The sequence below is a fragment of the Streptomyces sp. NPDC008079 genome (genome assembly GCF_042957385.1).
Lineage (GTDB): Bacteria > Actinomycetota > Actinomycetes > Streptomycetales > Streptomycetaceae > Actinacidiphila.
Map to the genome: position 1 here is coordinate 85,813 of NZ_JBIBIC010000024.1, position 25,506 is coordinate 111,318.

At 70.5% G+C, this 25,506-nt stretch carries 11 protein-coding genes; 1 reads left to right on the forward strand and 10 read right to left on the reverse strand.

Annotated elements, in window-relative coordinates; genetic code table 11:
• Positions 1-89 precede the first annotated feature (89 nt).
• From ACFZAM_RS33870 to ACFZAM_RS33890, 5 genes are all read right to left on the reverse strand, one after another.
• Positions 90-614 (reverse strand): hypothetical protein, encoded by a 525-nt coding sequence (locus tag ACFZAM_RS33870; protein WP_391051618.1) that lies wholly within the window; start codon positions 612-614, stop codon positions 90-92.
• Positions 615-850: 236 nt separating this feature from the next.
• Complete coding sequence (locus ACFZAM_RS33875; RefSeq protein WP_391051620.1) at positions 851-1,363, reverse strand: hypothetical protein; 513 nt, start codon at positions 1,361-1,363, stop codon at positions 851-853.
• Positions 1,364-1,828: 465 nt separating this feature from the next.
• On the reverse strand, positions 1,829-2,206 hold the full coding sequence (locus ACFZAM_RS33880; protein WP_391051622.1) for a hypothetical protein: 378 nt from the start codon (positions 2,204-2,206) through the stop codon (positions 1,829-1,831).
• A 4-nt stretch (positions 2,207-2,210) separates the two neighbouring features.
• Entirely contained in the window at positions 2,211-13,172 is a 10,962-nt protein-coding gene (locus ACFZAM_RS33885; protein WP_391051624.1) for a LamG-like jellyroll fold domain-containing protein, read from the reverse strand.
• Between the two features lie 300 nt (positions 13,173-13,472).
• A complete protein-coding gene (locus ACFZAM_RS33890; protein WP_391051626.1) occupies positions 13,473-14,045 on the reverse strand; it encodes a hypothetical protein in 573 nt (190 codons plus the stop codon).
• 260 nt (positions 14,046-14,305) lie between these two features.
• Between ACFZAM_RS33890 and ACFZAM_RS33895 the strand changes: the two genes are divergently transcribed.
• Entirely contained in the window at positions 14,306-15,988 is a 1,683-nt protein-coding gene (locus ACFZAM_RS33895) for a DUF2079 domain-containing protein (protein ID WP_391051629.1), read from the forward strand.
• Between the two features lie 25 nt (positions 15,989-16,013).
• On the opposite strand, the gene ACFZAM_RS33900 is transcribed toward ACFZAM_RS33895, so the two are convergent.
• From ACFZAM_RS33900 to ACFZAM_RS33920, 5 genes are all read right to left on the reverse strand, one after another.
• A complete protein-coding gene (locus ACFZAM_RS33900; protein WP_355346866.1) occupies positions 16,014-16,922 on the reverse strand; it encodes a hypothetical protein in 909 nt (302 codons plus the stop codon).
• A 126-nt stretch (positions 16,923-17,048) separates the two neighbouring features.
• Positions 17,049-18,143, reverse strand: coding sequence for a glycoside hydrolase family 19 protein (locus tag ACFZAM_RS33905; protein WP_355346863.1), 1,095 nt, complete (start codon positions 18,141-18,143; stop codon positions 17,049-17,051).
• A 121-nt stretch (positions 18,144-18,264) separates the two neighbouring features.
• Complete coding sequence (gene mfd / locus ACFZAM_RS33910; protein ID WP_355346860.1) at positions 18,265-21,804, reverse strand: transcription-repair coupling factor; 3,540 nt, start codon at positions 21,802-21,804, stop codon at positions 18,265-18,267.
• A 263-nt stretch (positions 21,805-22,067) separates the two neighbouring features.
• Positions 22,068-24,635, reverse strand: coding sequence for an FtsX-like permease family protein (locus ACFZAM_RS33915; protein ID WP_391051633.1), 2,568 nt, complete (start codon positions 24,633-24,635; stop codon positions 22,068-22,070).
• Complete coding sequence (locus ACFZAM_RS33920) at positions 24,632-25,420, reverse strand: ABC transporter ATP-binding protein (protein ID WP_188285264.1); 789 nt, start codon at positions 25,418-25,420, stop codon at positions 24,632-24,634. The genes ACFZAM_RS33915 and ACFZAM_RS33920 overlap by 4 nt, the downstream gene beginning before the upstream one ends.
• Positions 25,421-25,506: the final 86 nt, after the last annotated feature.

Below are 25,506 nucleotides of genomic sequence, written 5' to 3' on the forward strand. Positions count from 1 at the left end.
TCGGAGGTCGTCGTCCGGGGACGCAACGGCACCGCCCCCCTGCCCCTACACAATCACGCCTGCCCCGGCGTGCCCCACTTACGTCGTCCTCATCTCCCCGTCTCCCCAGGCCGCCCGCCGAATTGACCGGCCGCCAGGGCCAGCCAGCGCCGCCCCGCCTCCCGTGACCTCTCGCGGATCGCGCCGTCCGCCGCCCCTGACGTCAGGTCGGCGATGTCCCGCCGCTGTGTCTCGTCCTCCCCGGTCAGCAGATCGGCGCCGCAGCGCCGCCCGAGCCGGAACGCCATGTCGCGCAGGACCGACGAGCACCCGAGGACCGGCTCCGCGCCCATGGCCGTGTGCAGCGCCACCGCCCCCTGATACGCGAACGCCCGCGCCCCCGACGCCCCGTCGCCCTCGACCAGTTCCCGCATCCCCTCGATGCGCCCGCGCCCCTCCGTCAGCGTTCCGGGCGTCCACAGCGCCTCCAACTCCGCTGCGTACGCCTCCAGATCCGCCGTGCGCCCGTCCCCGGCCACCACCCAGAACAAGATCGCCGCCGCCCGCTCGGCGCAGGCCGCCCCGAACACCGCCGCCTGCACCCGCGTCGCGCTCCGCGCGAACTCCCCCGTCACCGCTTCCGCCCCCGACCTTCACTCGATGACATCCCGGATTCTCCGCACATACCTCCGCGCCGGCTCCTGTGCCGTCCCGGTCCCACGCTTCCCCCTCCCGTACGGCTCTCATACGGGAGCCAGGTCGCCGGTCTGCCTCCGGCGCTCCTCGCCAGCCAAGCAGACCGCTCTTCCTCCGGGTCGTCACATGAACGAAGAAAGTCGTTCCGGCAGGACGGGTCCTCCGTCTCCGCGCGTCATCGCGCCGCGAACACCCGCAGGACAGCGGTCAGTTGGCCGCTGTACTCATCACAGGCGGCCTCAAGGCGTCGGCCGACAGGGGACGTGAGGAGATCCGCACCGGCCGGGGCGGCGAGAACGGCGTCGTGACACTCGGCCTCGACGGCGAGGTTCCGTGCGCCGAAGTGCCCTGGACCGTAGACGCGCTGGTCGATCTCGGTGAGCGATCCCGCCCTGTAGTCGTCGAGGTAGACCGCCATCGCTCGCGCGAGGTCGATGATGCGCTCGGTGTCGGCTTCGCTCATCTCGCCGAGGGCGTCCGCGAGCATCAACCAGCCGTTGAGGGCTTCCAGTTGGAAGCTCTCCGCGAACTCCGGCTCGATCTCCGACTCGAACAGCGGGGCGGCGGTCAACGCGGCGACCGCCCGGGCGATCTCCGCACTGCTCCCGCCGTCCGCCACGTCCGCCCCGGCCCGGAGCAGTTCCGCGAGCGCCGCCGGGTCCACTCCCCACTCCTCGGGCATCGCCATACCGACCAACGGCCCCCGCAGTCTCCGCAGGGCGAAATACGCCGCCTGGCAGCGCTGCCCCCGCCCCATGGCCGCGACCTGCGCCGACAGCCCTTGCCCAGGAACCGGATCCGCGTGCACACCCGCATCCCCTCTAAGTGTCGGCCACCGCTCTGGCGGGATCACGTAGATTCCCGCCGGGGGCGAGGGACTTCACCCCAGATTGCGCGGCGGGTCGTACTCCTCGTAATGGCCGACGTAGAGACGCGTCGGAGGGAGGGAAACCGTACACACATCTCCCGCCCGCAGCTCCGATGCCGCCGGTTCGAGCTGATACGGAACCCGCTCCGGATGCCACTGGCCGTACGGCACGGCCACCGTTCGGCCCTACCGGAAATTCGCGGAGTCGTGAGTCACCCTCCACGGCCACTCCACCATGACGTACCGCGAACCCGGAGACAGCCACTTCACCGCCGACTGTCTCACTCAGCCCTGTTCGACCCATGTGTACCGTTCCCACAGCGCCTCTCGGTCACCGGCCTCCAGGAGGACCTGGAGTCCCATTGTGGGAGGTAGAAGGCAGCCCTTCGGCCAGGTGATCTCCTCCCCTGCGACAGTGATCACCGTCTCTTCGGAGTCGTCGGACGTCTGAAGGTTGTAGAACGTCCGGTCCCGGAGCAACGTGACCGTGGAGAACTCCGGCTCCACGGTCACGATGACGCAGTCGTCCTCACCGTCGTCCAACGTCAGACCCATCGACGTGCCCGCCGGAACTGCGCCGACCACCGTTGCGAGGTCCGACAGAGGGACCTTCGAGTTCCGGTAGGCCGGGTCCCACGTCTCCACGGTCACTACGTTGGACATGCGCTTACCTTCCAGGGGCGGGGACAAACTTTCCGGCGGCCCGAGTGTACGTCCCGACATGGCCGAGAGGGTCGAAGACCTTCAGGGAGTCCAGACCCAGTTGTTCGCCATATCCCGCCATGGAGTTCCTGCAGAATCTACAGGTGACCCGGTCCGTGTAGATCTCGGCATTTCCTCCGGAATACCCGCGGCTCATGGCCTGGGTGACCATGTCTCCTTCGGCGTGGTCCTCGTACGAAGTCGCTGTCATACGGTTACCGGATCCCGGAAATTTCACCGGCCGAGGAAGTTTTCCATTCTGCCCGTACACGGATTCCCGGTCCCCATCGAAGACCATCTTCCCCAAGGTGTTCTTCTTGGCTCCCTTGACCTTGGCGAGCACGTCCGCGTCCTCCTTGGCAACGGAGTCCATGTTCATGTCCTGGCGCATCTGGCCCAGTTCATTCTGGACTGCGGTGTTGCAGTTGTGGACCAGGACCGGCGTGGCGCCGGCCTCCACGTAGTAGGTGTGGAGGTCGCCGATGGTCAGGTCGTATGTGGTGGTGTGGGCGTGGAAGAGGCGGACGGTGGTGATCTGGGCGGTGCCGGTGGGGGTTTGGAGGAGGTCGCCCTGGTGGAGGTCCTTGGCCTCGATGAAGGCGGACTGGGTCTCGTCGTAGAAGGGGTGGTGGAAGGTGGTGGTGAGGTGGCCGTTCACCGGCGTCGGGGCGGCCGGGGAGACCGCCGCCACCGGGGCCGTGGCCGGGTGGGAGTCGGCCGCGTGGTGGGTCGCGCCCAGGGCGCCCAGGACCGCCGCGGAGGCCGCGAGGCCGAGGGCCGCGCGCCGGACCACCTTCTTCGCGGCGGACGTCACGGCGTTGGCCGCGACTGGCTTCACCCCGACGTCCACGAAATCGTGGTCCGTCGTCGTCACGATCACCGCGGTGACCTTGTGGCTCTGCGTGCCGGAGGCACCGGGCACCGAGTTGACGACGGAGTCGCCCACCTTGATCCGGTCGATGGCCTTGGTGCCGCCGCCCGCCATGAGGACACGGGAGCCGGCCGTGAAGCTGTGGCAGGTCCCGCTGTCGGTGGCCGACTTGGCGGCTCCCGACTCGCCCTGGCGCGCCGCGGTCTGGGTGGCGTCGCCCGCCGCCGCCTCCTCGGCCTCGGTGGCGCCCTTGCCGAAGAGCCCGCCGACGGCCTCCATCGCCTTGGGGGCGAACTTGCTGAGCACCTTGCCGCCCAGCGACCCGAGCGCCCCGCCGATCGCGCCCGCGACGGCGCCCGTCACGGCGGAGGTCGCGAAGGCGCCCGCGCTGCACGCCGCGCCGCCCGCCTCGGCGCACTTGAAGCCCTGCTCGACCAGTGACCCGGCCGCGCCCGCGACCGCCGCGCAGCCGATGGAGCCGACGCCCGCCGTGACCGCCTCGCAGCCCATGAAGACGGCGGTGGAGACCACGAAGGACGTGATGGCCGCCGCATGGTGCTTGGCGTAGGTGGCCGCGGTTTTCACGGCCTTGACGGTGGCGTGATACGCGGTTCTGGATGCCTTCGCCACGGCCTTGGCGGTCTTCTTCACCGCGTGGACCACGCGTTTCGCGACCTTCTTGACCGCGTGGTAGGCCGAGTGGACGGCGTGCACGGCGGCGTGGACGACGCGTTTCACCTTGCGCGCCGCGTAGTGGTAGACGCGGCGGGTGTAGCGGACGGTGGCGCGGTAGACGTCCCGCACGTGGTGGACGACCCTCTTCACCACGCGCTTGGCGGCGTGCACGACCTTGTGCACGATCGGCGGCGTGTAGTGGTAGTAGGCGTACGAGGCGTAGAAGTTGAAGGAGCTCCAACTGCTGGAGGCGTACGAGGTGGCCGCGTGGTAGGTGCTGCTCACCGCGTGGCTGACGGCGTGGCTCGCCGCGTGCCAGACGCTGCCCAGGCCCCAGTTGCCCGAGGGGTCCGTGCCGTCGAGCGGGTTGTCGCCGACGTACGCGAAGGGGTTGGCCGCCGCCTCGTTCGGCACCGGGTTGACGGACGCGGAGTCCTTGTTCATGAAGGTGCCGGTCGCCGGGTTGTACCAGCGTGACGCGGTGCCGACCTTGCCGGTGTCGGCCTCCGTCCAGCCGGACTGGAAGCCGAGGTGGCCGATGAGCCCGTTGTTGGCGGTGACCTTGCCCATCGGGTCGTACGTCGTGGAACCGGCCAGGGTGGTCGCCCCCGGCGCGAAGTTCCCGATGACGTCGTCGTGGCTGTCGGTCAGGGCCAGTTGGCCGGTGCCCGGCGCGGTGCCGCCGTTGATGCCGATCAGCGAGCCGCCGGGATCGTACGTATAGCTGTAGTTGCCGTCCGCGGCGATGGTGTTGTCGGCGCCCGAGTACTGGAAGGCGCGCGAGGACTGGTCGGCCGAGTTGGCGTCGGTGATGTTCCGGCCCGACGCGTCGAGCGTGTACGAGTGCGTGCCCGCGGTGATCTGGTTGTTGTACGCGTCGGTGGAGTAGGCGACTTGGCCGTTGGCGGTGGAGGTGTCCGAGGTCATGGTGCCGCGCGCGGAGTACGCGTAGCTGTGGACGCCGTCCGAGGTGAGCTGGTCGCGGGCGTCGTAGGTGTAGACGTCGGCGCCGACGCGGGTGCGGTTGCCGGAGTCGTCGTAGGAGTAGTTCGTGGTGGCCGTGCCGTTGTTCCACGAGCTGAGGCGGTCGGCCTGGTCGTAGGTGTAGACATTGTTGGAGGCGCCCGCGACCCCGACGGTGTTCTTCGACGTCAGGTTGCCGTTCCTGTCGTAGCCGTAGGTGATGGCCGACAGTGTGCTGGCGCCCTGCGTCAGGGTGTCGCCGGTGAGGTCGTGCGCGGTGTTGTACGTGAAGGTGCGGGTCTGGCCGCTCGCGCCGTACTTGACCGACGCGGTCTGGTTCAGCGTGTTGTAGCCGTAGGTGAGCGCGGTGCCGGAGGCCGCGTCGTTGAGCGTGGACAGCCGGCCCGCGGTGTCGTAGCCGTAGGAGGTGGTGCCGGCCGCGTCCGAGCGGGTCAGCGGTGAACCGTCGTCGTTGTAGGTGAAGTTGGACGAGCCGCCGGAGCCGCCCGCCGACGTCAGGTCGCCGCGGTCGTCGTAGCTGAACGTCTCGTGGGTGGCGGCCTGGTGGTCCTTGGCGCCGGTGGTGCCCGCCTCCGCGGTGTCGGCGGCGGTCACCTGGTTGTCGTGGTCGTAGGTGAAGCTGCGGGTCGCGGTGGCGGCGTCGGCGCCCTGTCCCGAGGCGGTCTTCAGATTGCCGAGCTGGTCGTACGTCATCGTGTGGGTGACGCCGCCGGGCAGCGTGCTGGAGACCAACTGCCCGTCGAGGTCGTAGACGTTGGTGGTCGTGGAGTCGGCCGCCGAGCCGTACTGGGCGGTGGCCGGCTGCTTCACCGTCTCCTGCTGGCCCCACGGGGTGTATCCGTACAGCCAGGAGTTGTTGCGGCCGTCGGTGAACCGGGTCCTGTTGCCCGCCGCGTCGTACCCGAAGGACGTGGTGATCGAGGTGGTCGCGGTGACCGGCTGGATCTCCTGGGTGACGGTGCCCGCCGCGTCGTACGTGAAGTGGCTGGTGTTGCCGTTCGCGTCCGTGGAGGCGGTGAGGTTGCCGACGCCGTCGTAGACCTGGTGGGTCTGCCTGAGCTGCGTGTTGGCGGCGTCGTACTGGGTGCTCAGCGTCGGGTTGCCCGCGACGTCGAAGTCGGTCTCGGTCCAGGTGTTGTCCGGCTGGATCGTCTTCTGCCGGTTCCCCATGAAGTCGTACGTGTACTTGGTGGTGTTGCCCGCGCCGTCGGTGACCGAGGTGACCTCGCTGGCCCGGTCGTACCCGTAGGTGGTGGTGACCCCGGCGGGCGTCGTGGTCGACGCCAGATTCGCGCCGTACGGATTTCCGGCGGTCACCGCGTACGAGTTGGTGGTGGTCAGCACCCGGTTGGAGGGGAAGCGCTCCAGCGTGGTCGCGGTGACCTGCCGGCCGAGGTAGTCCCAGGTGGCCTGGGTGACGGCCCCGGTGCCGTCCGTCACCGACAGTTGGTCGCCGTTGGTGTCGTACGTGGTGTGCAGCTTGGTGCCGTCCGGCTCGGTGACCTGCGCGAGGTCGCCGAGCTGGTCGTACAGGAAGCCGGTGGTCTTCCCGCCCGGAGTGGTGGAGGAGATCTGGTTGCCGTCGGAGTCGTACGACCAGGTCGACGTGGCCGCCAGCGGGGCGGACGCGCCCGCCGGGGTGTACGGCGGCAGGGTCTCGGAGACCTTGTTGCCGTTGGCGTCGTAGACCGTGGTGGTCTGGTTGCCGGTCGGATCGACCTCTTCGACGGCCTCGCCGAAGGTGTCGAATCCGCTGGTGGTGACCGGCCGTTGGGTGACCGGCTGGCCGCCGCCGGTCTCGACCTGGACGGCGGGTGCGGTGGTGACCGCCAGATTCCCCGCCTCGTCGTAGGAGTAGTCGGTGGTGAAGTTGTCCGCGTCGGTCATCGACTTCGGCAGCCCGCGCTTGTCGTACGTGTAGCGGGTGGTCTGCTCGGTGGAGGAACCGACGGTGCCGCCGGTACGGCCGTTGCCGTACAGCGTGTTGACCTCGGTGCCGGTCAGCGCGCGCGGGTAGACCTGCACGTTGGAGACCGCGCCGGGCAGGAAGTCGGTCGGCGCGCCGTTGTACTTGCCCGCGCCGATGGTCAGCGGGCCGTTCGCGGACCACGGCGCGGTGTTGGTGCCGCTGCCGGACAGCGCGCCGTTGACGTAGATCTGGCTGGCGCCGTTGGCGACGTTGTACACGCCGACCACATGCGTCCAGGTGTTGGTCTTGGGCACGGCGGTGGAGTACGCGGACGGGAAGGTCGGCGCGGCCGTGTCGGCGCTGGTCTGCTCCATGCTCCACAGCGGCGCGCTGGTGTGCGCGTAGTTGTACTGGAGGTAGAAGGCGCTGGCCGTGGTGCCGCCCTGGGCGACGATCGTCGCGTTGTGGGTCGGCAGCGACGCCATGTTGACCCAGGCGGAGACGGTGTAGGACCCGGCGGTGTTGAGCACCGGGCCGTTGGTGGCGATCTGCTGGCCGGAGGTGCCCGCGAAGGTCGCCGCGTCGCCGCCCCAGGTGACGCCCGAGGCGGCGCCGGTGTAGCCGCTGCCCGAGGTGTCGGTGACGGTGGAGCCGGTGGTCTGGTCGAGCTTCCACCAGGCGGAGGGGTGTCCCGAGGCGTCGCCGTGCAGCGTCTCGGTCAGGGTGTTGCCCGCCGCGTCGTAGGTGGAGGAGGTGGTGCGGTCGAAGCCCGAGGAGTCGTGCTCGTTCTGGGTGGCGACCTGGTCGTCCGGGGTGAAGGACACGCTGGTCACCCGGTCGACGCCGGTCGGGTCCACGGTGGTGCTCGTGGTCCTGGAGGCCGCGTCCACCGTGAAGTTGACGACCGTCTGCCCGTTGTCGGTGGTCTGCGACAACTGGTTCCCGGCCGCGTCGTACGTGGTGGTCTGGAGCACCGTCGAGGCCGTGCCGTCGGCGCTCTTCTTGGTCGCGGTGACCGCCAGGCCGTTGTCGGTGTAGGTGTACGACGTCGTGGCGCCCATCGAGTCGGTCACCGACGCCAGCCGGCCCGCCGGGTCGTACGCGCGCGAGGACTCCGTCAGCGTGGTGGCGGCCTGCGGGCTGACCGGGTCGCCGGTGTACTGGAGCGTCTGGGTCAGCAGGTGCCCGTTGTCGTCGTACGTGTAGTTGGTGACCGTGCCCGACTTGGACACTTCCTGCGTCTTGTTGCCCGACGTGTCGTACGTGTACGTCGTCGTCCCGCCGTTGGTGCCGCCCGCGTTGGCGTTGGCGTCGGTCTGGGTGAGGACGTGGTCGTACGCGTCGTAGGTCTGGGTCTCGGTCCGGGGCGCGTCGCCGCCGCTGAGGTCCTTGACCGTCTGCGAGGTGATGTCGCCGTCGGCGTCGAAGACCGTGGTGGTGGCCGCCGCGTGGGTGGCGCCGGTGACCCGGTCGGTGAGCTGCGGGTCGTCCTCCTCGGTGATCTGCCCGGCCTTGTCGTACGTGTAGGACGTGGTCAGACCTGCGGGGTAGGTGTCGGAGACGGCCTTCTTGGTGAGCACCTGCCCGAGGCCGTCGTAGGTGTAGCTGGTGACCAGGCCCACCGCGTCGGTGGAGGAGGCCACGTCGCCGTTGTGGAAGTAGGACACGGAGTTGACCGCGCCGCCGGGCGAGACCGACCGCACCGGCAGGCCCTTGGGCACGTTCCCGCTGTCGGCGGCGGGGTAGGTGGCGGTGCCGTCGCTGAACACGGTGGACGAGGCGCGCCCGTTGGGGAAGCCCGCGACCGGCGGTCCGGTCACCGCGGTCTCGTCGCCGAACGCGTCGTAGGTGTACGAGGTCAGGTACGTGGGGTCGGTCGCCGAGGAGGAGCGGCCGTCCCGCTCGGTGAGCAGCACGTCGTTGCGCGGGTCGGCGGTGGTGAGCTGTTCCGTCGTGTCGTCGGGGAAGTACGTGTAGTACTCGGTGGAGCAGACCTTGGCCGCCTGATTCTGGCAGGTGGTCGAGGAGACGACGTTGCCGCGGACGTCGTGGCCGGTGACGGTCATCGCGCCGTTGGGGTCGGTGACCGTGTGCTCGTAGCCGCCGGTGTCGTAGCCGAAGCTGGTCCTGTTGCCGAGGCCGTCGGTCTCGGTGAGCTGGCGTTCGTTGTTGACGACGTCGTAGGTGTACGTCGTCACCTTGTTCGCCGGGGAGGTGACCTTGACGGTCTCCACCGGCAGCAGGCCGGTGGAGTTCTTGCCCGCCTGGAAGTGGCTCTCGGCGTCCTGCGCGGTCAGCGCGGTGCGGTAGGTGGCGACGTCGGCGAGCGTGCCGTTGAAGTAGGCGACGGTGCCGTTGGTCAGGCCGGTCCAGCCGGAGCCGGTGGTGCCCGCGCCGATGTAGGCGGTGGTCCTGGCGCTGTTGGACAGCGCGGCCGTGGCCGTCTTGGTCGCGGCCTGCGCGCCGTCGAGGTACAGGGTCTGGCTGGTGGCTCCGGCGCTGAGCAGCACATGGTGCCACTTGCCGTCGGTGACGGTGCCCGTGGTGCCCATCTGCACCGAGCCGGACGTGGTGTAGAAGCCGCCGTAGAGCTTGCCGTCGCTGCCGATCCACAGTTGCGGTGTCGTGGAGGAGACGGTCGAACCGATCGCGGCGCTCTGCGTGTTGAGCAGGATCGCGCCGCCGTGGGTGGTGGTGAACCACAGTTCGGCCGAGGCCGCGGTGTCCCCGGTCACGGTGTCGGGCACCTTCACCCAGGAGCTGGTCCCGTTGAACGTGGCGGCCTTCTGGTCGCTGAACGGCCCGGTCGCGCCGAGCGTCACCGCGTTGTACGTACCGGTCCCGCCGCGCGTCTCGTCCAGCGCCGTGGTGGCGCCCGCGGGTTCGCCCAGCCGGAAGTACGTGGCGGGCGCGCCGCCGAGCACCGCGCCGCGGTAGGTCTGGCTGGAGCCGGTGACGGTCGGCGCGCCGAGCTTCCAGACGCCGCCGTTCTCGTCGGTGAGCTGGGTCAGCGCCGTGGTCGCCGGGTCGTACGTCATCGCGTGGTACGTCTTGGCGGACGGCCGGGTGACCGTGCTCAGCAGGCTCGCGGCGTGGGTGCCGTAGGTGCGCAGCGCGCTCGCGTCGGCGGCGACCAGCGGGCGGTCGTACCAGGCGGCGTCGGCGATCGCGCCGTTGAAGTACGTGGCGTAGCCGGTCTTGTCGGTGGTGCTGGAGTGCGGCTGGTCGGGCCAGGCCCCGCCGAGGAAGCCCGCGCCCAGGGTGTTGTACGGCTGGTTCTTGCCGAAGGCGATGCCGGGCTGGATGGAGATCGAGCCGGACACCGAGCCGACCTTGGCCCCGTCCAGGAAGAGGGTCTGGCTGTTGCCCGCGGCGGACAGCACCATGTGGTGCCACTTGCCGTCGGCGACCGAGGCGGTGGTGCTGATCGGCGCGATGCCGCCGCTGTACCAGAATTCGGCCTTCAGCTTGCCGTCGGTGCCGACGTAGGCGGCCGGGGTGTAGCCGCCGGGCGAGTCGCCCGCGGTGACCGGCTGCGAGGCGTAGGAGTAGAGCACGCCGGGCCCGGCGGAGGTCTTGAACCACAGCGACAGGGCGCCGGAGTCGGTGTTGTTGCCCATGTCGAACGGGAGCGTGGCGTACGAGCTGGTGCCGTTGAACCCGATGGCGGTGGCGGCCGACCCGGTGAGCGGGCCCGCCTGGCCGTAGGTGACGCCGCTGTACGCGAGGTTCTTGGTGCCCTGGTTGGCGAGGACCGCGTCCTTGCCGACGGTGCCCGACGCCTCGGACATCGGCCACACCGCCCGCGGGTCGAGGTCGAGCGCGGCGTTCTGGTACTGCGATCCCGCGGTGTAGTTGTACGCGGTGCACTGCGTGCTGGAGATCGGCGAACAGACCTTCGTGAGCTGGTCGTTGGTGTAGCCGTACGTCCAGGTCTGCGCGGAGTTCGGGTCGGCCGCGGTGACCGGGTCGGTGACGACGGTGGCGACGTGCGCGGCGCTCGCGCCGGTGGGTGTCTGCCAGGTCAGGTGCAGGGCGCGGGCGGAGGTCACCGAGGTCATGGTGGTGACGTGGCCGCTGGTCCAGGTGAAGGTGACGGCGCGGCCGTTGGCGTCGGTGACCGAGGTGATGCCGTACGCGCCGGAGCCCAGCGACTGGGTGAAGGCGTAGACGGTGGCGTTCTTGTCGGTCAGCGTGTAGCCGCCGGTGACGGCCTTGAAGGTGGCGAAGCGGCCCGCGGGCGGCGAGTAGCTGCCGTCGCCGTTCTTGCCGAAGCCGACCTGGGAGCCGTCCGGGTAGGTGACGACGTTGGAGACGACGGCGCCCGCCGGGTTGTACTGCTCGGTGGCGCGGGCGTCGAAGATGCTCGACCAGCCCGCGCCGAACGCCCCGGTCCAGCGCGGGTCACGGGAGTTGTAGTCGCGGTCGACGTCGAGGCTCGGGCCGACGGTGGAGACGGTCGCGTCGGTGTCGGAGGTGGTGTAGTTGCCGATCGACGGGTCGTAGCCGTGGTCGCTGCTGTTCTGGGACAGCCCCGAGGTGATCAGCGGCTGCGGGACCTGGATCGCCATCTGGTACCAGGTGGCGCCGGAGTACAGCCCCGCGTCCTGCGACTGCACCGTCCAGGAGTAGCTCTGGCCCCACTTGAGCTTGCCCGCCGGGACCGTCCAGGAGCCGGTGGTGAGCAGTCCGGAGTCGACGACCTTGGTGTTGGTGTTGTCGTAGATCTGGAAGTCGTACTTGGTGGTGGTGTTCGCCTGCGAGTTGGCGCCGCCGGACCAGGCGGTCAGTTGGGGGGTGGTGGTGTACTCCACCTCGTTGTCGTTGGGGTACTGCTGGTAGACCTGCGGCGGGGTGGTGCCGGTGTACGTGACGTCGATGTACGGGCCCTTGCCCGCGTCGGCGAAGGAGCCGAACTGCTTCCAGTGCAGGGCGTCGGTGGTGGCCGCGTAGACCGCGAGGCCGTAGTCGGGGGTGGTGCCGTTCATCCAGCCCTGGATGGAGGCGGTGGTGAGCGGCACCTCCACCGCGTTGCCCTTGGTGGGGTCGGCGGCGGTGTTGGCGCAGGCGATGGGGACGCTGGGCGTGAGGTTGCCGATGGACGCGCCGTGCGAGGGGCCGGGGTAGGTGGTGACGCCGGTCGGGGTCCACGGCGCGGTGATCAGCGCGACGTCGAAGCGCTCGGCGGTGCAGGTGGAGGCCCAGGTCTCGAACAGGTGCAGCGACGCGGCGGTCACGGTGACCTTGGAGCCGTCCCAGCCGCCGTACCAGTGGTTGACGAAGGTGTTGGCGGAGTGCGTGCCGGAGTCGTACGAGCCGATCTTGACGGTCTGCTCGAAGGAGTGGTCGCCCGCGGGGTTGCCGGACTCGGCGTAGGTGGTGGTCCAGCCGTCGACGATGCTGGGGTCGACGGTGACGGGGAAGACCCGCGCGGGGTCGTGCAGCCACGCCGGGTCGAGGGTGACCTTCAGGGCGGTGCCGCCGTGGTCGGCGACCAGCCGGTAGTCGACCGCGTAGGTCGTCGTCGGCTCGCCGGAGCGGCGGTCGACCTTGGAGTCGTAGGCGTAGGCGCGCGGTATCCGGGCGGTCACCTTGCCCGCGGCGTCGCGCAGTTCGACCGAGCCGTCCTTGACCTGGACGGGGGTCAGGCCCTGGAGCCTGAGCGGGAAGAGCCAGGAGTTGGCGGCGCTCGCCGCGTGCAGGACGACGGCTTCCTTGACGCCGGTCGCGGACGGGGCGACGACCAGGTCGGTGCGCGGCAGGGCGTCCGGGTACGTGACCTGGTCGCCCGACACGGCGGCGGTGACGTCGGCCGCGCCGGACAGGCCGTACGCGACGGAGTGCGCGGCGTCGGTGCGCAAGGTGGCGAGGTCCGGCGCGGAGGAGCGCGGCGCGAAGTCGACGCCGAGAGAGTTGGCCGCCTCGTGGAGGCGGCCGTCGGCCCGGCGGTGCACGCTGGTGTCGATCGGCTGCCAGGCGCCGTGCGCGTCCCGGTAGTTGACCGGCGTCTGCGACACGCGGCGGGTGTGCGTGCCGTCCGCGTTGTCGAACACCGTGACGGTGTCGGTCGACTTCGCCGCGTTCCGCTTGCTGGTGCGGGCGGAGTAGCCGCCGACGACACCGCTGCGGCCGGACGTGGACGCCTTGCGGAACGGGTGGTAGGCGTCGAGTTCGCCGGGCGCCTTGCCGGGCTTGTGCCCCGCGCCGACGTGCGCGCGGGTGGAGTCCGCGGTCGCCCGGTGGCTGTGCCCGGCGGCGGTGCCGCTCTCCTGCTGCGGCACGCGCCCCCAGTGCGGGTGCTTCAGCCACGCGGTGAGCGAGGCGAGGCTGGGCATCGACAGCGCGGGCAGGGTCGCCCCGTCCGCCGCCGCCTGCTCCGTGGTCAGCACCAGTGCCAGCGCGATCAGCGACAGCATCGCGGTGGCACGCAGCCACCGGCGACGGAGGGTTGTTCTCCGGGACGAACGACGGGCGAAGGATGCGCGCACGGCACAGGCTCCTGACAGGATCGACACAGAAAACTTGCCGATCGTGACCGTTTTCCTCACCCGCGGATAGATCGTGGGGACGATCCGGGGACACTCTTTGCCTGTACATCATCAAGCGCGGCGACTTGTGACCCCTGTCCCGGTTCGTTCCGGGAACGATCTTTACGATGGAGGGGTTTGGTCCGCCTTTCGCCCTGCTTTTGGGCAAGAGAGGTCAAGCCCGCGCGGGCCTCCCGGTGGACCCCTCAACGACGTCTCAGCGACGTCTCAACGACCCCTCAACGACCCCTCAACGACGCCTCAGTGACGCAGCGCGTCGGTCACGGCGGCCTCGACCGCCTTGCGCGTGCTCGCGGCGGAGCCCCCGGGCACGGCGGTGACATTCGCACCGGGCGCGTCAGCCGTACCGCCCGTACCGCCCGCCTTCTCCCCCACGGCTTTCTCCCCCACGACGACGAAACGCGTGCCGGGGAACTTCGGTCCCGCCGCCGGGACCGCGCCGTCGGGGCCCGCGCCGACCGTCAGGACGACCGTGCACTTGCGGTCGGCCAGGGTCGCCAGATAGGGCCCGGCCGCCGCCGCGCTCTGCTCCCCCGCCATCGCCAGATAGCTGACCTTCGCGTGCGTCCCGGCCGAGGCGTCCCGCATCCCCGCCCACACCGGCGCCGCCGCCGGGTCCGCCAGACCGCGCTCCCCGGTGAGCAGACACGCCTGCTGGTCGGTGTACGTACGCGCCCGGGCCGGCGGCAGGGCCCGCTCCTTGCCGGGGCCGGAGGACGTCAGGACCAGGGCGGTCACGGTGGCGGCCACCGCCACGGCCGCGGCGCCCGCGAGGAGTATCCAGAGCCGATGCGCGTTCGTCCACGTTTTCACGGCGGGCAGCATATGCGGCGCGGGCCGCCGGGACAGCGGCGGCCGAGGGGTATCTTTCTCGCGGTGAAGCACCGCATAACGGTGCATACGGGACGGACACCGCGGGGCCGTGCCGGTCCGCCGGGAGCGGCGGGCCCGTGGTGCCGGGACGCGAGTGGCGGAGGTGAGTGGGGATGGCGGGTTCAGGAGTGCCCCCGGCACAGCCGCGTCCCGTATCTTTTCCGGCAGACCCCGACCCAGCTTCCGCGGGAGGACCGACGATGGACAGGGCCGAGGCCGTCATACCGGCGCAGGACACCAGAGCCGCCGCGCCCGGCGGCACCACGGTCGACGACGCGCCGACGACCGGCTTCAGGCTCGGCGGCATCGGGCCGCGCGTCGACCCGTATCTGCTGGCCACCGTCTTCTTCGCGGCGTTCCTCGCGCTGTCGGTCACCCGCTACCGGCGGATGCTCACGATGTCGTGGGACCTGGGCATCTTCGAGCAGGCGGTCGGCTCCTACGCGCACTTCCACGCGCCGGTCGCCGACCTCAAGGGCCCCGGCTTCAACATCCTCGGTGACCACTTCAGTCCGATCACCGCCCTGATCGCCCCCTTCTACCGGGTGTTCCCGAGCCCGGTGACGCTGCTGGTCGCGCAGGCGCTGCTGTTCGCGCTGTCGATCGTGCCCGTGACCCGGGGCGCCGCCCATCTGCTGGGCCGCGGGCGCGGACTGGCGGTCGGCGTGGCGTACGGGCTGTCGTGGGGCGTGCAGCGGGCGGTCGAGTTCGACTTCCACGAGATCGCCTTCGCGATGCCGCTGCTGGCGTTCTCGCTGGAGGCGGTGCTGCGCCGGAAGTGGGCGCCGGCGATGTGGTGGGCGCTGCCGCTGATCTTCGTCAAGGAGGACATGGGCGTCACGGCCGCCGCGATCGGCGCGATCGTGTGGCTGCGGACCCGCAAGGAGACCGAGCCGGACGCCGGGTCCGAGGCCATGTCCGGGGCGCCGTCAGGGGCGGGGTCGGTCGGCGGGTCCGGGACAGTCGGCGGGTCCGGGTCCGCGCGGGGCGAGGACGTCGTCCCGGCGCCGCGCGCCGACGGCGGCGAGACCCCGGAGGCCCCGGAGGCCGACGGGAGCGGGACGCGGGCCGAGGAGCCGCCGCGGCTCAGCGACGGCATGCGGTACGGGCCGTACGCGCTGGGGCTGGTCAGCCTCGGGGTGCTGGCCTCCGCGCTCGCCTTCGCGGTGATCATCCCGGCGTTCAACAGCGCGGGCGGATACGACTACTGGAACAAGCTGAACGGCAACGGGGCGCCGATGCCGGGGCACATCCCGTTCGGCACCGCCGTGCACACCCTGCTGTGGATTCTGCTGCCGACCACCGGCCTGCTGGCGCTGCGTTCGCCGCTGCTGCTGGCCGCGCTGCCGACCATCGGCTGGCGGTTCATCTCGCACGACGACCACTACTGGGGCACCGACTGGCACTACAGCGCGGTGCTGATGCCGGTGGTCTTCCTCGCCCTCGTGGACGCGGCGGCGCTCTCCCGCAGGAGCCCGCGGCCCTGGCTGCGCTCGTACGCCTCGGGGCTGCCCGCGGCGGCGGCGGGCGCCGCGCTGGCGCTCACCTTGACGATGCCGCTGGCCTCGCTCAGCGACTCCGACACCTACAAGGTCGACGCGCACACCAAGGCCGTGGAGAAGCTGCTCGAGACGGTGCCCAGCGGCTCCTCGGTGGAGGCGAACGTCGGGCCGATCAGCCGTCTCGTCCACCGGACCACGGTGTACTGGGTCGGCGACACGCAGGGCATCAGCCCGGACTACATCGTGATCGACAACTCCTCCGGCTGGGTGCCCGATCCGCTCACCTACGCCAAGCAGCTCCACCCGAATGCCGAATATCAGCAGATCGTCAACGCCGAGGGCTATGTGATCATGCACCGGACGAGCCCGCCGAACGGCTAGGCGGGCCGGGCGCAGCGGGACCGGCTCAGGCCGTCGGGTAGTCGACGTAGGCGAAGCGGCGGCTGTCCGGGGCCCAGCTGTTGACGTTGAGGCTGCCCTGGCCGCCGGGGAAGGCCAGGACGTCACGCGGGGCGCCGCCGTCCGGGTCCATGACGCGCAGGACGACGTCGCGGTCGGCCGGGTGCCCCTCGGTGCCGGGCGGGAAGCTGATGTAGAGGACGTGTCGTCCATCGGGTGACAGGTGCGGGAACCAGTTGACGCGCGCGTCCGAGGTGAGCCGCGTCAACTCGGTGCCGTCCGGCCGCATCCGGAAGAGCTGGGCGTGGCCGGGGACGGTCGCGCCGTGCTCGGAGTTGAAGTAGATCCAGGCGCCGTCGGGGCTGAACTCCGGGCCGTCCGCGGGCGCGGGAGAGTCCGTCAGCCGGGTGTCGGGGCCGCCGGCCGCGGGGACGGTGAAGATGTTGCGGTAGCCCCACTCGTCGCCGCCGTACGGCTCGACGCCCACGTACGCCAGCGTGCGGCCGTCGGGCGAGACGCCGTGCAGGAAGTGCCGGAAGGGTCCGGGGCCGCGGTCGTTGGTGACCCGGCGCGCGGGTCCGCCCTCGAACGGCACGGCGTGGATGTGCCCGTCGCCCGCCGACAGATAGACCGTGCCGCCGTCCGGGGAGAGCACATGGTCGTTGTTGGCGTCCGTGATGCCGCCGGTGTCGATGACCTCGGGCGCCCCGCCGCCGGGGGCGATCCGCAGCAGCAGCCCGTCCTGGTTGAAGACCAGCCAGCGGCCGTCCGGCGACCAGTTCGGCGCCTCCAGCGCGCTGTCCGCCGTCTCGTACACCAGGCGCGGCTCGCCGCCGTCGATGTCCCCGACCAGCAGCCGCGCGCGCTGTCCCGCCGCCAGCGGCCGTACGTTCGTCCCCGCTCCGGTGATCGTCACAGCCGCTCACACTAACGCGCCCCGCTCGTGGTGAGCGGGGCGCGTCGGATGAAGCGTGCGTACGGGCTGGGCGCGTACGGCCTTACCTGTGTACGGCCTTGCGTGCGTCCGTGGGGCGACGCCGGGTCAGCAGCTCAGGTTGTTGCCCGCCGGGACTCCGAGGATCGAGACGAAGCTCTGGTAGGAGTTGACCCGGCTCTGCACCTGCGCGGGGTTGCCGCCGTTGCACTCGATGCTGCCGTTGATGCTGCGGATGGTCTCACCGAATCCGGCGCCGTTGACCATGGCGTTGTGCGGGGTCATGGTGCCGGGGCCGGTCTGGGTGTTCCAGTACCACAGGCCGGTCTTCCAGGCGACGGCCGAGTCGGTCTGCACCAGGTTGGGGTTGTGCAGCAGGTCGATGCCGAGCGCGTCGCCCGCGGCCTTGTAGTTGAAGTTCCAGCTCAACTGGATCGGCCCGCGGCCGTAGTACGCGGACTGTCCGGCCGGGCAGCCGTAGGACTGGCTCGTGTCGCAGTAGTGCGAGTAGTTCGCGGTGTTCTGCTCGACGATGTAGACGAGGCCGCCGGTCTCGTGGCTGACGTTGGCGAGGAAAGCCGCGGCCTCCTGCTTCTTCACCGTGTCGCTGCCGGTGTTCGCGAAACCGGGGTACGCGCTGAGCGCCGCGGTCAGGCCGCTGTAGGTGTAGAAGGAGTTCCGGTTCGGGAACATCTGGTTGAACTGGGCCTCGGTGACGACGAATCCGCTCGGGTTGCCGGGCGGGGTGGTCGTACCGCCGCCGTTGCAGCCGAACGGGTCCCAGTACCAGGTGCTGATGGTGGGGTCGTAGCCCGGGTTGTCGTGGGAGGCCTTGTAGTAGTTGCCGTTGCTGTACTTGACGATGTCACCGGCGACGTAGTTGTGGCCCTGGACCCACGCCGGGTAGTTGCAGGTCCCGCCGGTGCCGCCCGTGGTGCCGCCGGTGCCGCCCGAACCGCCGGTACAGGCGCCCTGGTCCGACCAGACGTCGGCGGCGCCGGGCGTCTCGCCCTGGGTCCACCACTTCGCCAGCCAGTTATGGCTGTTGTACGACGCGCCCATGCCGCCGGTGTACACCGACGACGAGTTCCACGCGGTGGAGCAGCCCGCGGCGGAGGCGGTGGACGCCAGCGGTACGAGGATGGCGATTCCTATCGCGACCGCGAGTGCGGTGAGGAACGCTATGAGCCGTTGTCTCGACACGTGACCACTCCTTGTGGGGGTTCGAGTGGGGTCGGGACAGACTCAAGCGGAATGGTCTGGACCTGTCAAGGTCCAGACCATTGAACGTCCGCCGGGCGGTGGGAAACCGGCTGGAACAGCCCTAGTTGTCCAGCACCGTCGTCAGGAACTCCGCCGTCCACTCCAGCAGTTCGCGGCCCACCACCGGCTTGCCGCCGATCCGCGCCGTCGTCGGACGCGGGACGAGGATCTGCTTCGTCGCGTGCTTGAGCACCGTGCGCGGGTAGAGCCGGTTCAGCCGCAGCTCCTGCGACTCGCGCAACTCCACCGGGCCGAAACGGACGTTGACGCCCTGGAGGGTGATGTCGCTGACGCCGACCTTGCGGGCCAGCATCCGCAGCCCCGCCACCAGCAGCAGATTCTCCACCGGCTCCGGCAGCTTGCCGTAGCGGTCGGTCAGCTCCTCGCGGACCGCCGCGATGTCCTCGGCCGTGTTGGCCGCCGCGATGGCCCGGTACGCCTGGAGCCGCAGCCGCTCGCCCGGCGCGTAGTCGTGCGGGACGTGCGCGTCCACCGGCAGCTCGATCTTGACGTCGAGCAGCGTCTCCTCCGGCTCGCCGCCGCTCTCCAGCGCCGAGCGGTAGTCGGCGACGGCCTCGCCCACCATCCGTACGTACAGGTCGAATCCGACGCCCGCGATGTGCCCGGACTGCTCGCCGCCCAGCAGATTGCCCGCGCCGCGGATCTCCAGGTCCTTCATGGCGACGTACATGCCCGCGCCCATCTCGGTGTGCTGGGCGATGGTGGCGAGCCGCTCGTGCGCGGTCTCGGTCAGCGGCTTCTCCGGCGGGTACAGGAAATACGCGTAGCCGCGCTCGCGCGAGCGGCCGACGCGCCCGCGCAACTGGTGGAGCTGGCTGAGCCCGAAGGTGTCGCCGCGCTCCACGATCAGGGTGTTGGCGTTGGCGATGTCGATGCCCGACTCCACGATCGTGGTGGACACCAGCACGTCGAACCGCTTCTCCCAGAAGTCGACCACGACCTGTTCGAGCTGCGATTCCCCCATCTGCCCGTGCGCGGTGGCGATCCGCGCCTCCGGCACGATGGCGCGCAGCCGCGCCGCCGCCCGGTCGATCGACTCCACCCGGTTGTGGATGTAGAAGACCTGGCCCTCGCGCAGCAGTTCACGCCGGATCGCGGCGCCGATCTGCCGCTCCTCGTACGGGCCGACGAAGGTCAGCACCGGGTGCCGCTCCTCCGGCGGGGTGGTGATGGTGGACATCTCGCGGATGCCGGTGACCGCCATCTCCAGGGTGCGCGGGATCGGGGTGGCGGACATGGTCAGCACGTCCACGTTGGCCCGCAGCTTCTTGAGCTGTTCCTTGTGCTCGACGCCGAAGCGCTGCTCCTCGTCGACGATGACCAGGCCCAGGTCCTTGAACTTCGTCTCGGAGGAGAAGAGCCGGTGGGTGCCGATCACCAGGTCCACGGTGCCGTCCCGCAGCCCCTCGATGGTGGCCTTGGCCTCGCTGTCGGTCTGGAACCGCGACAGCGCCCGCACCTTGACCGGGAACTGCGCGTACCGCTCGGCGAAGGTGCCCATGTGCTGCTGCACCAGCAGCGTGGTCGGCACCAGCACGGCGACCTGCTTGCCGTCCTGCACGGCCTTGAAGGCCGCCCTCACGGCGATCTCGGTCTTGCCGTAGCCGACGTCGCCGCAGATCAGCCGGTCCATGGGGACGGACTTCTCCATGTCCTCCTTGACCTCGGCGATGGTGGTGAGCTGGTCGGGCGTCTCCGCGTACGGGAAGGCGTCCTCCAGCTCGCGCTGCCAGGGGGTGTCGGGCCCGAAGGTGTAGCCGGGGGCGGCCATCCGCGCCGAGTACAGCTTGATCAGGTCGGCGGCGATCTCCTTGACCGCCTTCTTCGCCCGCGCCTTGGTCTTCGTCCAGTCCGCGCCGCCGAGCCGGTGCAGCGAGGGGGCCTCGCCGCCGACGTACTTGGTGACCTGTTCGAGCTGGTCGGTGGGGACGAAGAGCCGGTCGCCCGGCTGGCCGCGCTTGGCGGGCGCGTACTCGACCAGCAGGTACTCGCGGGTGGCGCCCTGCACGGTGCGCTGCACCATCTCCACATAGCGGCCGACGCCGTGCTGCTCGTGCACGATGTAGTCGCCCGCCTGGAGGGTGAGCGGGTCGATGGTCTTGCGCCGCCGGGACGGCATCCGGCCCATGTCCTTGGTGGACGAGCGCTGCCCCGACAGGTCGGTCTCGGTGAGCACCGCGAGCTTGAGCGCCGGGTCGATGAAGCCGTGCTCGATGGAGCCGGTCGCCACGTGGACCACGGACGCCGCGAGGTCGGCCAGCTCGATGTCGAGGCGGGCCGCGATGCCCTCGCCGCCCAGCACCTCCACCACGCGGGCGGCCGGGCCCTGGCCCTCGGTGACGTAGACGGTGCGCCAGCCGTCGGCCAGCCAGCCCTTGGTGTCGGCGAGCGCGCGGGCGGTGTCGCCGCGGTACAGCTCGGGCGCGTGCATGCCCAGCTTGAGGGTGTCGGCGGCCAGGTCGTCGGCCTCGTCGGCCGCGAAGGGGCTCACCGACCACCAGGGGACGCCCAGCTCGCGGGCCCGGTCGCGGACGTCGGCGATCGACCACAGCGAGGCCGCGCCCAGGTCGATCGGCGCCTCGCCGCCGCCGGCCGACGCCGCCCAGGACGCCTCCAGGAATTCGCGGGAGGTCGCCACCAGGTCGGCGGCGCGGGTACGGACCCGCTCCGGGTCGCACACCACGGCCATGCTGCCCGCCGGGAGCACGTCGAGCAGCAGCTCCATGTCGTCGACCAGCACCGGGGCCAGGGACTCCATGCCCTCCACCGCGATACCCTCGGCGATCTTGTCCAGCAGCTCGTGCAGCTCGGGGTGGGCGACCGACAGCGCCGCGGCCCGCTCCTTCACCTGGTCGGTGAGGAGCAGCTCGCGGCAGGGCGGCGCCCACAGGCCGTGCTCGGCGACTTCGAGGGAGCGCTGGTCGGCGACCTTGAAGTACCGGATCTCCTCGACGTCGTCGCCCCAGAACTCCACCCGCAGCGGGTGCTCCTCGGTCGGCGGGAAGACGTCGAGGATGCCGCCGCGCACCGCGAATTCGCCGCGCTTCTCGACCAGCTCGACGCGGGAGTACGCGGCTGCCGCCAGGCCCTCGGTGACGGTGCCCAGGTCGGCGCTCTGCCCGGTCCGCAAGGCGACGGGCTCCAGGTCGCCCAGGCCCTTGACCTGCGGTTGCAGCACGGACCTGATGGGGGCGACCACGACCTGTACGGGTCCGGTCGCCGCGTCGTCGGCCCGCGGGTGCGCCAGGCGGCGCAGGACGGCCAGGCGGCGGCCGACGGTGTCGCTGCGCGGGGACAGCCGCTCGTGCGGCAGCGTCTCCCACGCCGGGTACTCGGCGACGGCGTCCGGCGGCAGCAGGGTGCGCAGCGCGGCGGCCAGGTCCTCCGCCTCGCGGCCGGTCGCCGTGACCGCCAGTACGGTGCGGTGCGCGCGGGCCGCGAGCGCCGCGATGGCCAGCGGACGCGCGGCGGGCGGCCCCACCAGGTCCACCATCGGCCGGGCGCCGGAGGCGGCGGCCTCCACCGCTTCCGCGAGGGCGGCGTCCTCGACGACGACGTCGACCAGACCGTTCAGACTCATGAGGGGTTTTCCGTCCCGGGGCAGAGGCAACGCGAAGCACCCGACACGTGTCACGGGCCGGGGGTACCTCCAGCGTACGACGTACCGCCGACAGCCACAGGCCATCGCGTGAGGCGCAAGGCCGCGGAGCCCGTGGGCGGGGACGCCCGGCGGGGGGGCGGACCGGGGTGCGGGACGCGCGGGCGGCCCCGGAGCGCGGGGGGTTGCGCTTCCGGGGCCGCGTCTGTGGTGACCTGCGCCACCGGCCGGTCCGACCGGCGGCGTCAGTCCGTGGCGATCGCGTTCAGTACGTTCATCCGCCCCGCCCGGAAGGCCGGGAGCAGCGCGGCCAGCAGGCCGACGACCGCGGAGCCGATGAAGACCAGGATGATCGTCGTCCACGGGATCTGGAGGACGCCGAGCCCCTGGGAGGCCAGCACCTTCTGTCCCGTGGTGCCCCAGCCCAGGCCGAGACCGAGGCCGACCAGCGCGCCGAAGAGCGCGATGACCACCGATTCGAGGCGGATCATCCGGCGCAGCTGGCGCCGGGAGGTGCCGATCGCCCGCATCAGGCCGATCTCCCGGGTGCGCTCGACCACCGACAGGGCGAGGGTGTTCACCACGCCCAGGATGGCGACGATGATCGCGAGGCCGAGCAGCCCGTAGATCATGTACAGGAGCTGGTTGACCTGCTTGTGGATGAGGTCCTTGAAGTCGGACTGGTCGCGGACCTTGAGCTGCGGGTAGTCCTTGACGGCCGCGGTGAGCGAGGCGCCCGCCTCCTTGGCCTGGCCGTCGACGGCCTTGGCGAACATGATCTGGTCGAGCGGCTGCTTGTCCGCCGGGAGGTACTGCTTGGCGGTGGCCAGGTTGGTGTACCAGGCGCCGTGGTCGACCGTGGTGTCGTCGCTGGTGATGACGTTGACGCGGAGCTTGGTCGGCGTGCCGCCGATCATCGTCACCGGCAGCTCGTCACCGATCTTGATGTGGTGGTCCTTGGCGTACGCCTCGTTGACGGACATGCCGTTCTTCGCGTACGCGTCCTTCAGATTGCCCTTGACCGTCTTGAGCCGCAGGTCGTCGGCGTAGGTCGGGCTGACCGCGCTGAACTGCTTGGTGACCGTCTTGCCGTCGGGCAGCGTGACCTTGGCGTTGACGCCCGCGTACTCGGTGAAGTGCTCCATGTGGGAGGCCGACTTGATCGCCGCCACCAGGGCGGGGGTCAGCGGCTGGCCGCCGTCGGGCTGGAGGATGAAGTCCGCGCCGACCGACTTGTCGAGCTGGTCGTCGGCGGAGGCCACCATGGACGAGCCGACCACCGACATGCCGGCGACCAGCGCGAGGCCGATCATCAGCGCGGAGGCGGTGGCACCGGTACGGCGCGGGTTGCGCAGCGCGTTGCGCTCCGCGAGGCGGCCCATCGGTCCGAAGAACCGCAGGATGACCGCGCTGACCGCTCGTACGATCACACCGGCCAGCAGCGGGCCGATGATCACGAAGCCGACCAGGCTGAACAGCACGCCCAGGCCCAGCAGTCCGCCGCCGGAGGACGCCTTGTCCGACTGTCCCGCGCCGACCAGCGCCACGGCGCCGATCGCGCAGACCAGGACGCCGATCGCGGCGCGGATCCGGCCGGACTTCGCGTCGGTGGGGGTCCCCGCGTCGCGCAGCGCCGCCATCGGGGAGATCCGTCCGGCCCTGCGGGCCGGGATGTAGGCGGAGATCACGGTGACGATGACGCCGATGGCCAGGCCGACGATCGGGGTGGTGGCCTTGATGGTCAGCTCGGAGGTGTCGAGCTTCATGCCCGCCTGGCCCATGAGCTTCATCAGGGCGATGGCCAGGCCGATGCCGCCGCCGATGCCGAGCACCGAGCCGACGACGCCGAGCAGCACCGCCTCGACCAGCACCGACCGGTTGACCTGCTTGCGGCTGGAGCCGAGGGCCCGCATCAGGCCGATCTCGCGGGTGCGCTGGGCGACCAGCATGGAGAAGGTGTTGACGATCAGGAAGATGCCGACCAGGACCGAGATGCCCGCGAAGCCGAGCATCGCGTACTTCATGAAGTTCAGGAAGCTGCCGACGTCGTCCTTGTCCTTCTTCTTGGTCTCGGCGGCGGTGTCGACGGTGTACTTGCCCGCGCCGATGGCCGTCGTGACGTCCGCCTTGAGGCGGTCGTCGGTGACGCCCTTGGCCGCGGTCAGGCCGTAGCCGGTGTACGCGTGGCTGTCACCGAGCAGCTTGGCCTGGGCGGTGGCGGTCTCGATGTAGATGACGGCCGCGCCGGGGTTGGTGGTCTTGAAGGTGACGATGCCGGAGATCGTGACGTGGAAGTCGCCGGGGGCGGCGATGACCCGCAGCGTGTCGCCGATCTTCAGGTGGTGCTTGTCGGCGGTGTCGGCGTCGATCACCGCGTCGGTGGGCCCGCGCGGGGTGTTGCCCGAGGACAGCTCGACGGCCTTGGTCTCGGTCGGGTCCCAGTTGCTGACGATGGTCGGGGCGCCGCTGGTCGGGCTGATGCTCTTGTTGTTCGCGTCGGCGACCGTCACCTGGTCGCTGGTGACGTCGGGGTAGGACTTGGCGACGCCCGGCACCTTGAGCAGGGTCTGCTGGAGCGAGGCGGGCACGGTGTCGGGCCGCCCGGTCTCCTGCGCGTCGTCGACCTTCTTGGCGCTGATGGTGACGTCGGAGGCGGTGGAGCCGAAGAGCTTGTCGAAGGTGGCGGTCATGGTGTCGGTGAACACGAGCGTGCCGCACACGAACGCCACCGAGAGCAGGACGGCGACGGCGGACAGCGCCATGCGTCCCTTGTGCGCGAGGAAGTTGCGCACCGATGTCTTCAGGACGGTCACGAGGTCCTCCCGCGACCGTCGAAGGACTTCATGCGCTCCAGGACGCCGTCGGCGGTCGGGTTCTGCATCTCGTCGACGATCCGGCCGTCCGCCAGGTACAGCACGCGGTCGGAGTAGGAGGCGGCGACCGGGTCGTGGGTGACCATCACGATGGTCTGGCCCAGTTCGTCCACCGACTTGCGCAGGAAGCCGAGGACTTCGGCGCCGGCGCGGGAGTCGAGGTTTCCGGTCGGCTCGTCACCGAAGATGATCTCGGGGCGGGCGGCGAGGGCGCGGGCGACCGCGACGCGCTGCTGCTGACCGCCGGAGAGCTGCGTGGGGCGGTGCTTGAGGCGCCCGGCGAGACCGACGGTCTCCACCACCCGGTCGAACCAGTCGCGGTCCACCTTGCGGCCCGCGATGTCCATGGGCAGCGTGATGTTCTCCGCCGCGTTGAGCGTCGGCAGCAGGTTGAAGGACTGGAAGATGAAGCCGATCTTGTCCCGGCGGAGCTGGGTGAGCTTCTTGTCCTTGAGGGTGGTGATCTCGGTGTCGCCGATCCAGATCCGGCCCTCGGACACGGTGTCCAGCCCGGCCAGGCAGTGCATCAGCGTGGACTTGCCGGAGCCCGAGGGGCCCATGATCGCGGTGAACCGGCCGCGCGCGATGTCGACGTCCACCGCGTCGAGCGCCAGGACGCGCGTCTCGCCGCTGCCGTACGCCTTCGTCACCGCTCGGCCTGCTGCGGCAACGGCCGGACGCTCTCCGCTGCCCCCGGACTTGGGAATCGTCACTGCCGTTGTCACGTGAATCTCCTGTGAGGTCGATGCGGGCCCTGACCAGGCCCTGTTGAGCCGGTGTGCTCAGCTTGTCGGAGCGCCGTCCCCCGGCA

Bases quoted from the DNA above. Each gene is read 5' to 3' on its own strand.
- ACFZAM_RS33875 (WP_391051620.1), bottom strand. From the start codon at position 1,363: ATGGCGATGCCCGAGGAGTGGGGAGTGGACCCGGCGGCGCTCGCGGAA.
- ACFZAM_RS33880 (WP_391051622.1), bottom strand. From the start codon at position 2,206: ATGTCCAACGTAGTGACCGTGGAGACGTGGGACCCGGCCTACCGGAAC.
- ACFZAM_RS33895 (WP_391051629.1), top strand. From the start codon at position 14,306: ATGGACAGGGCCGAGGCCGTCATACCGGCGCAGGACACCAGAGCCGCC.
- mfd (WP_355346860.1), bottom strand. From the start codon at position 21,804: ATGAGTCTGAACGGTCTGGTCGACGTCGTCGTCGAGGACGCCGCCCTC.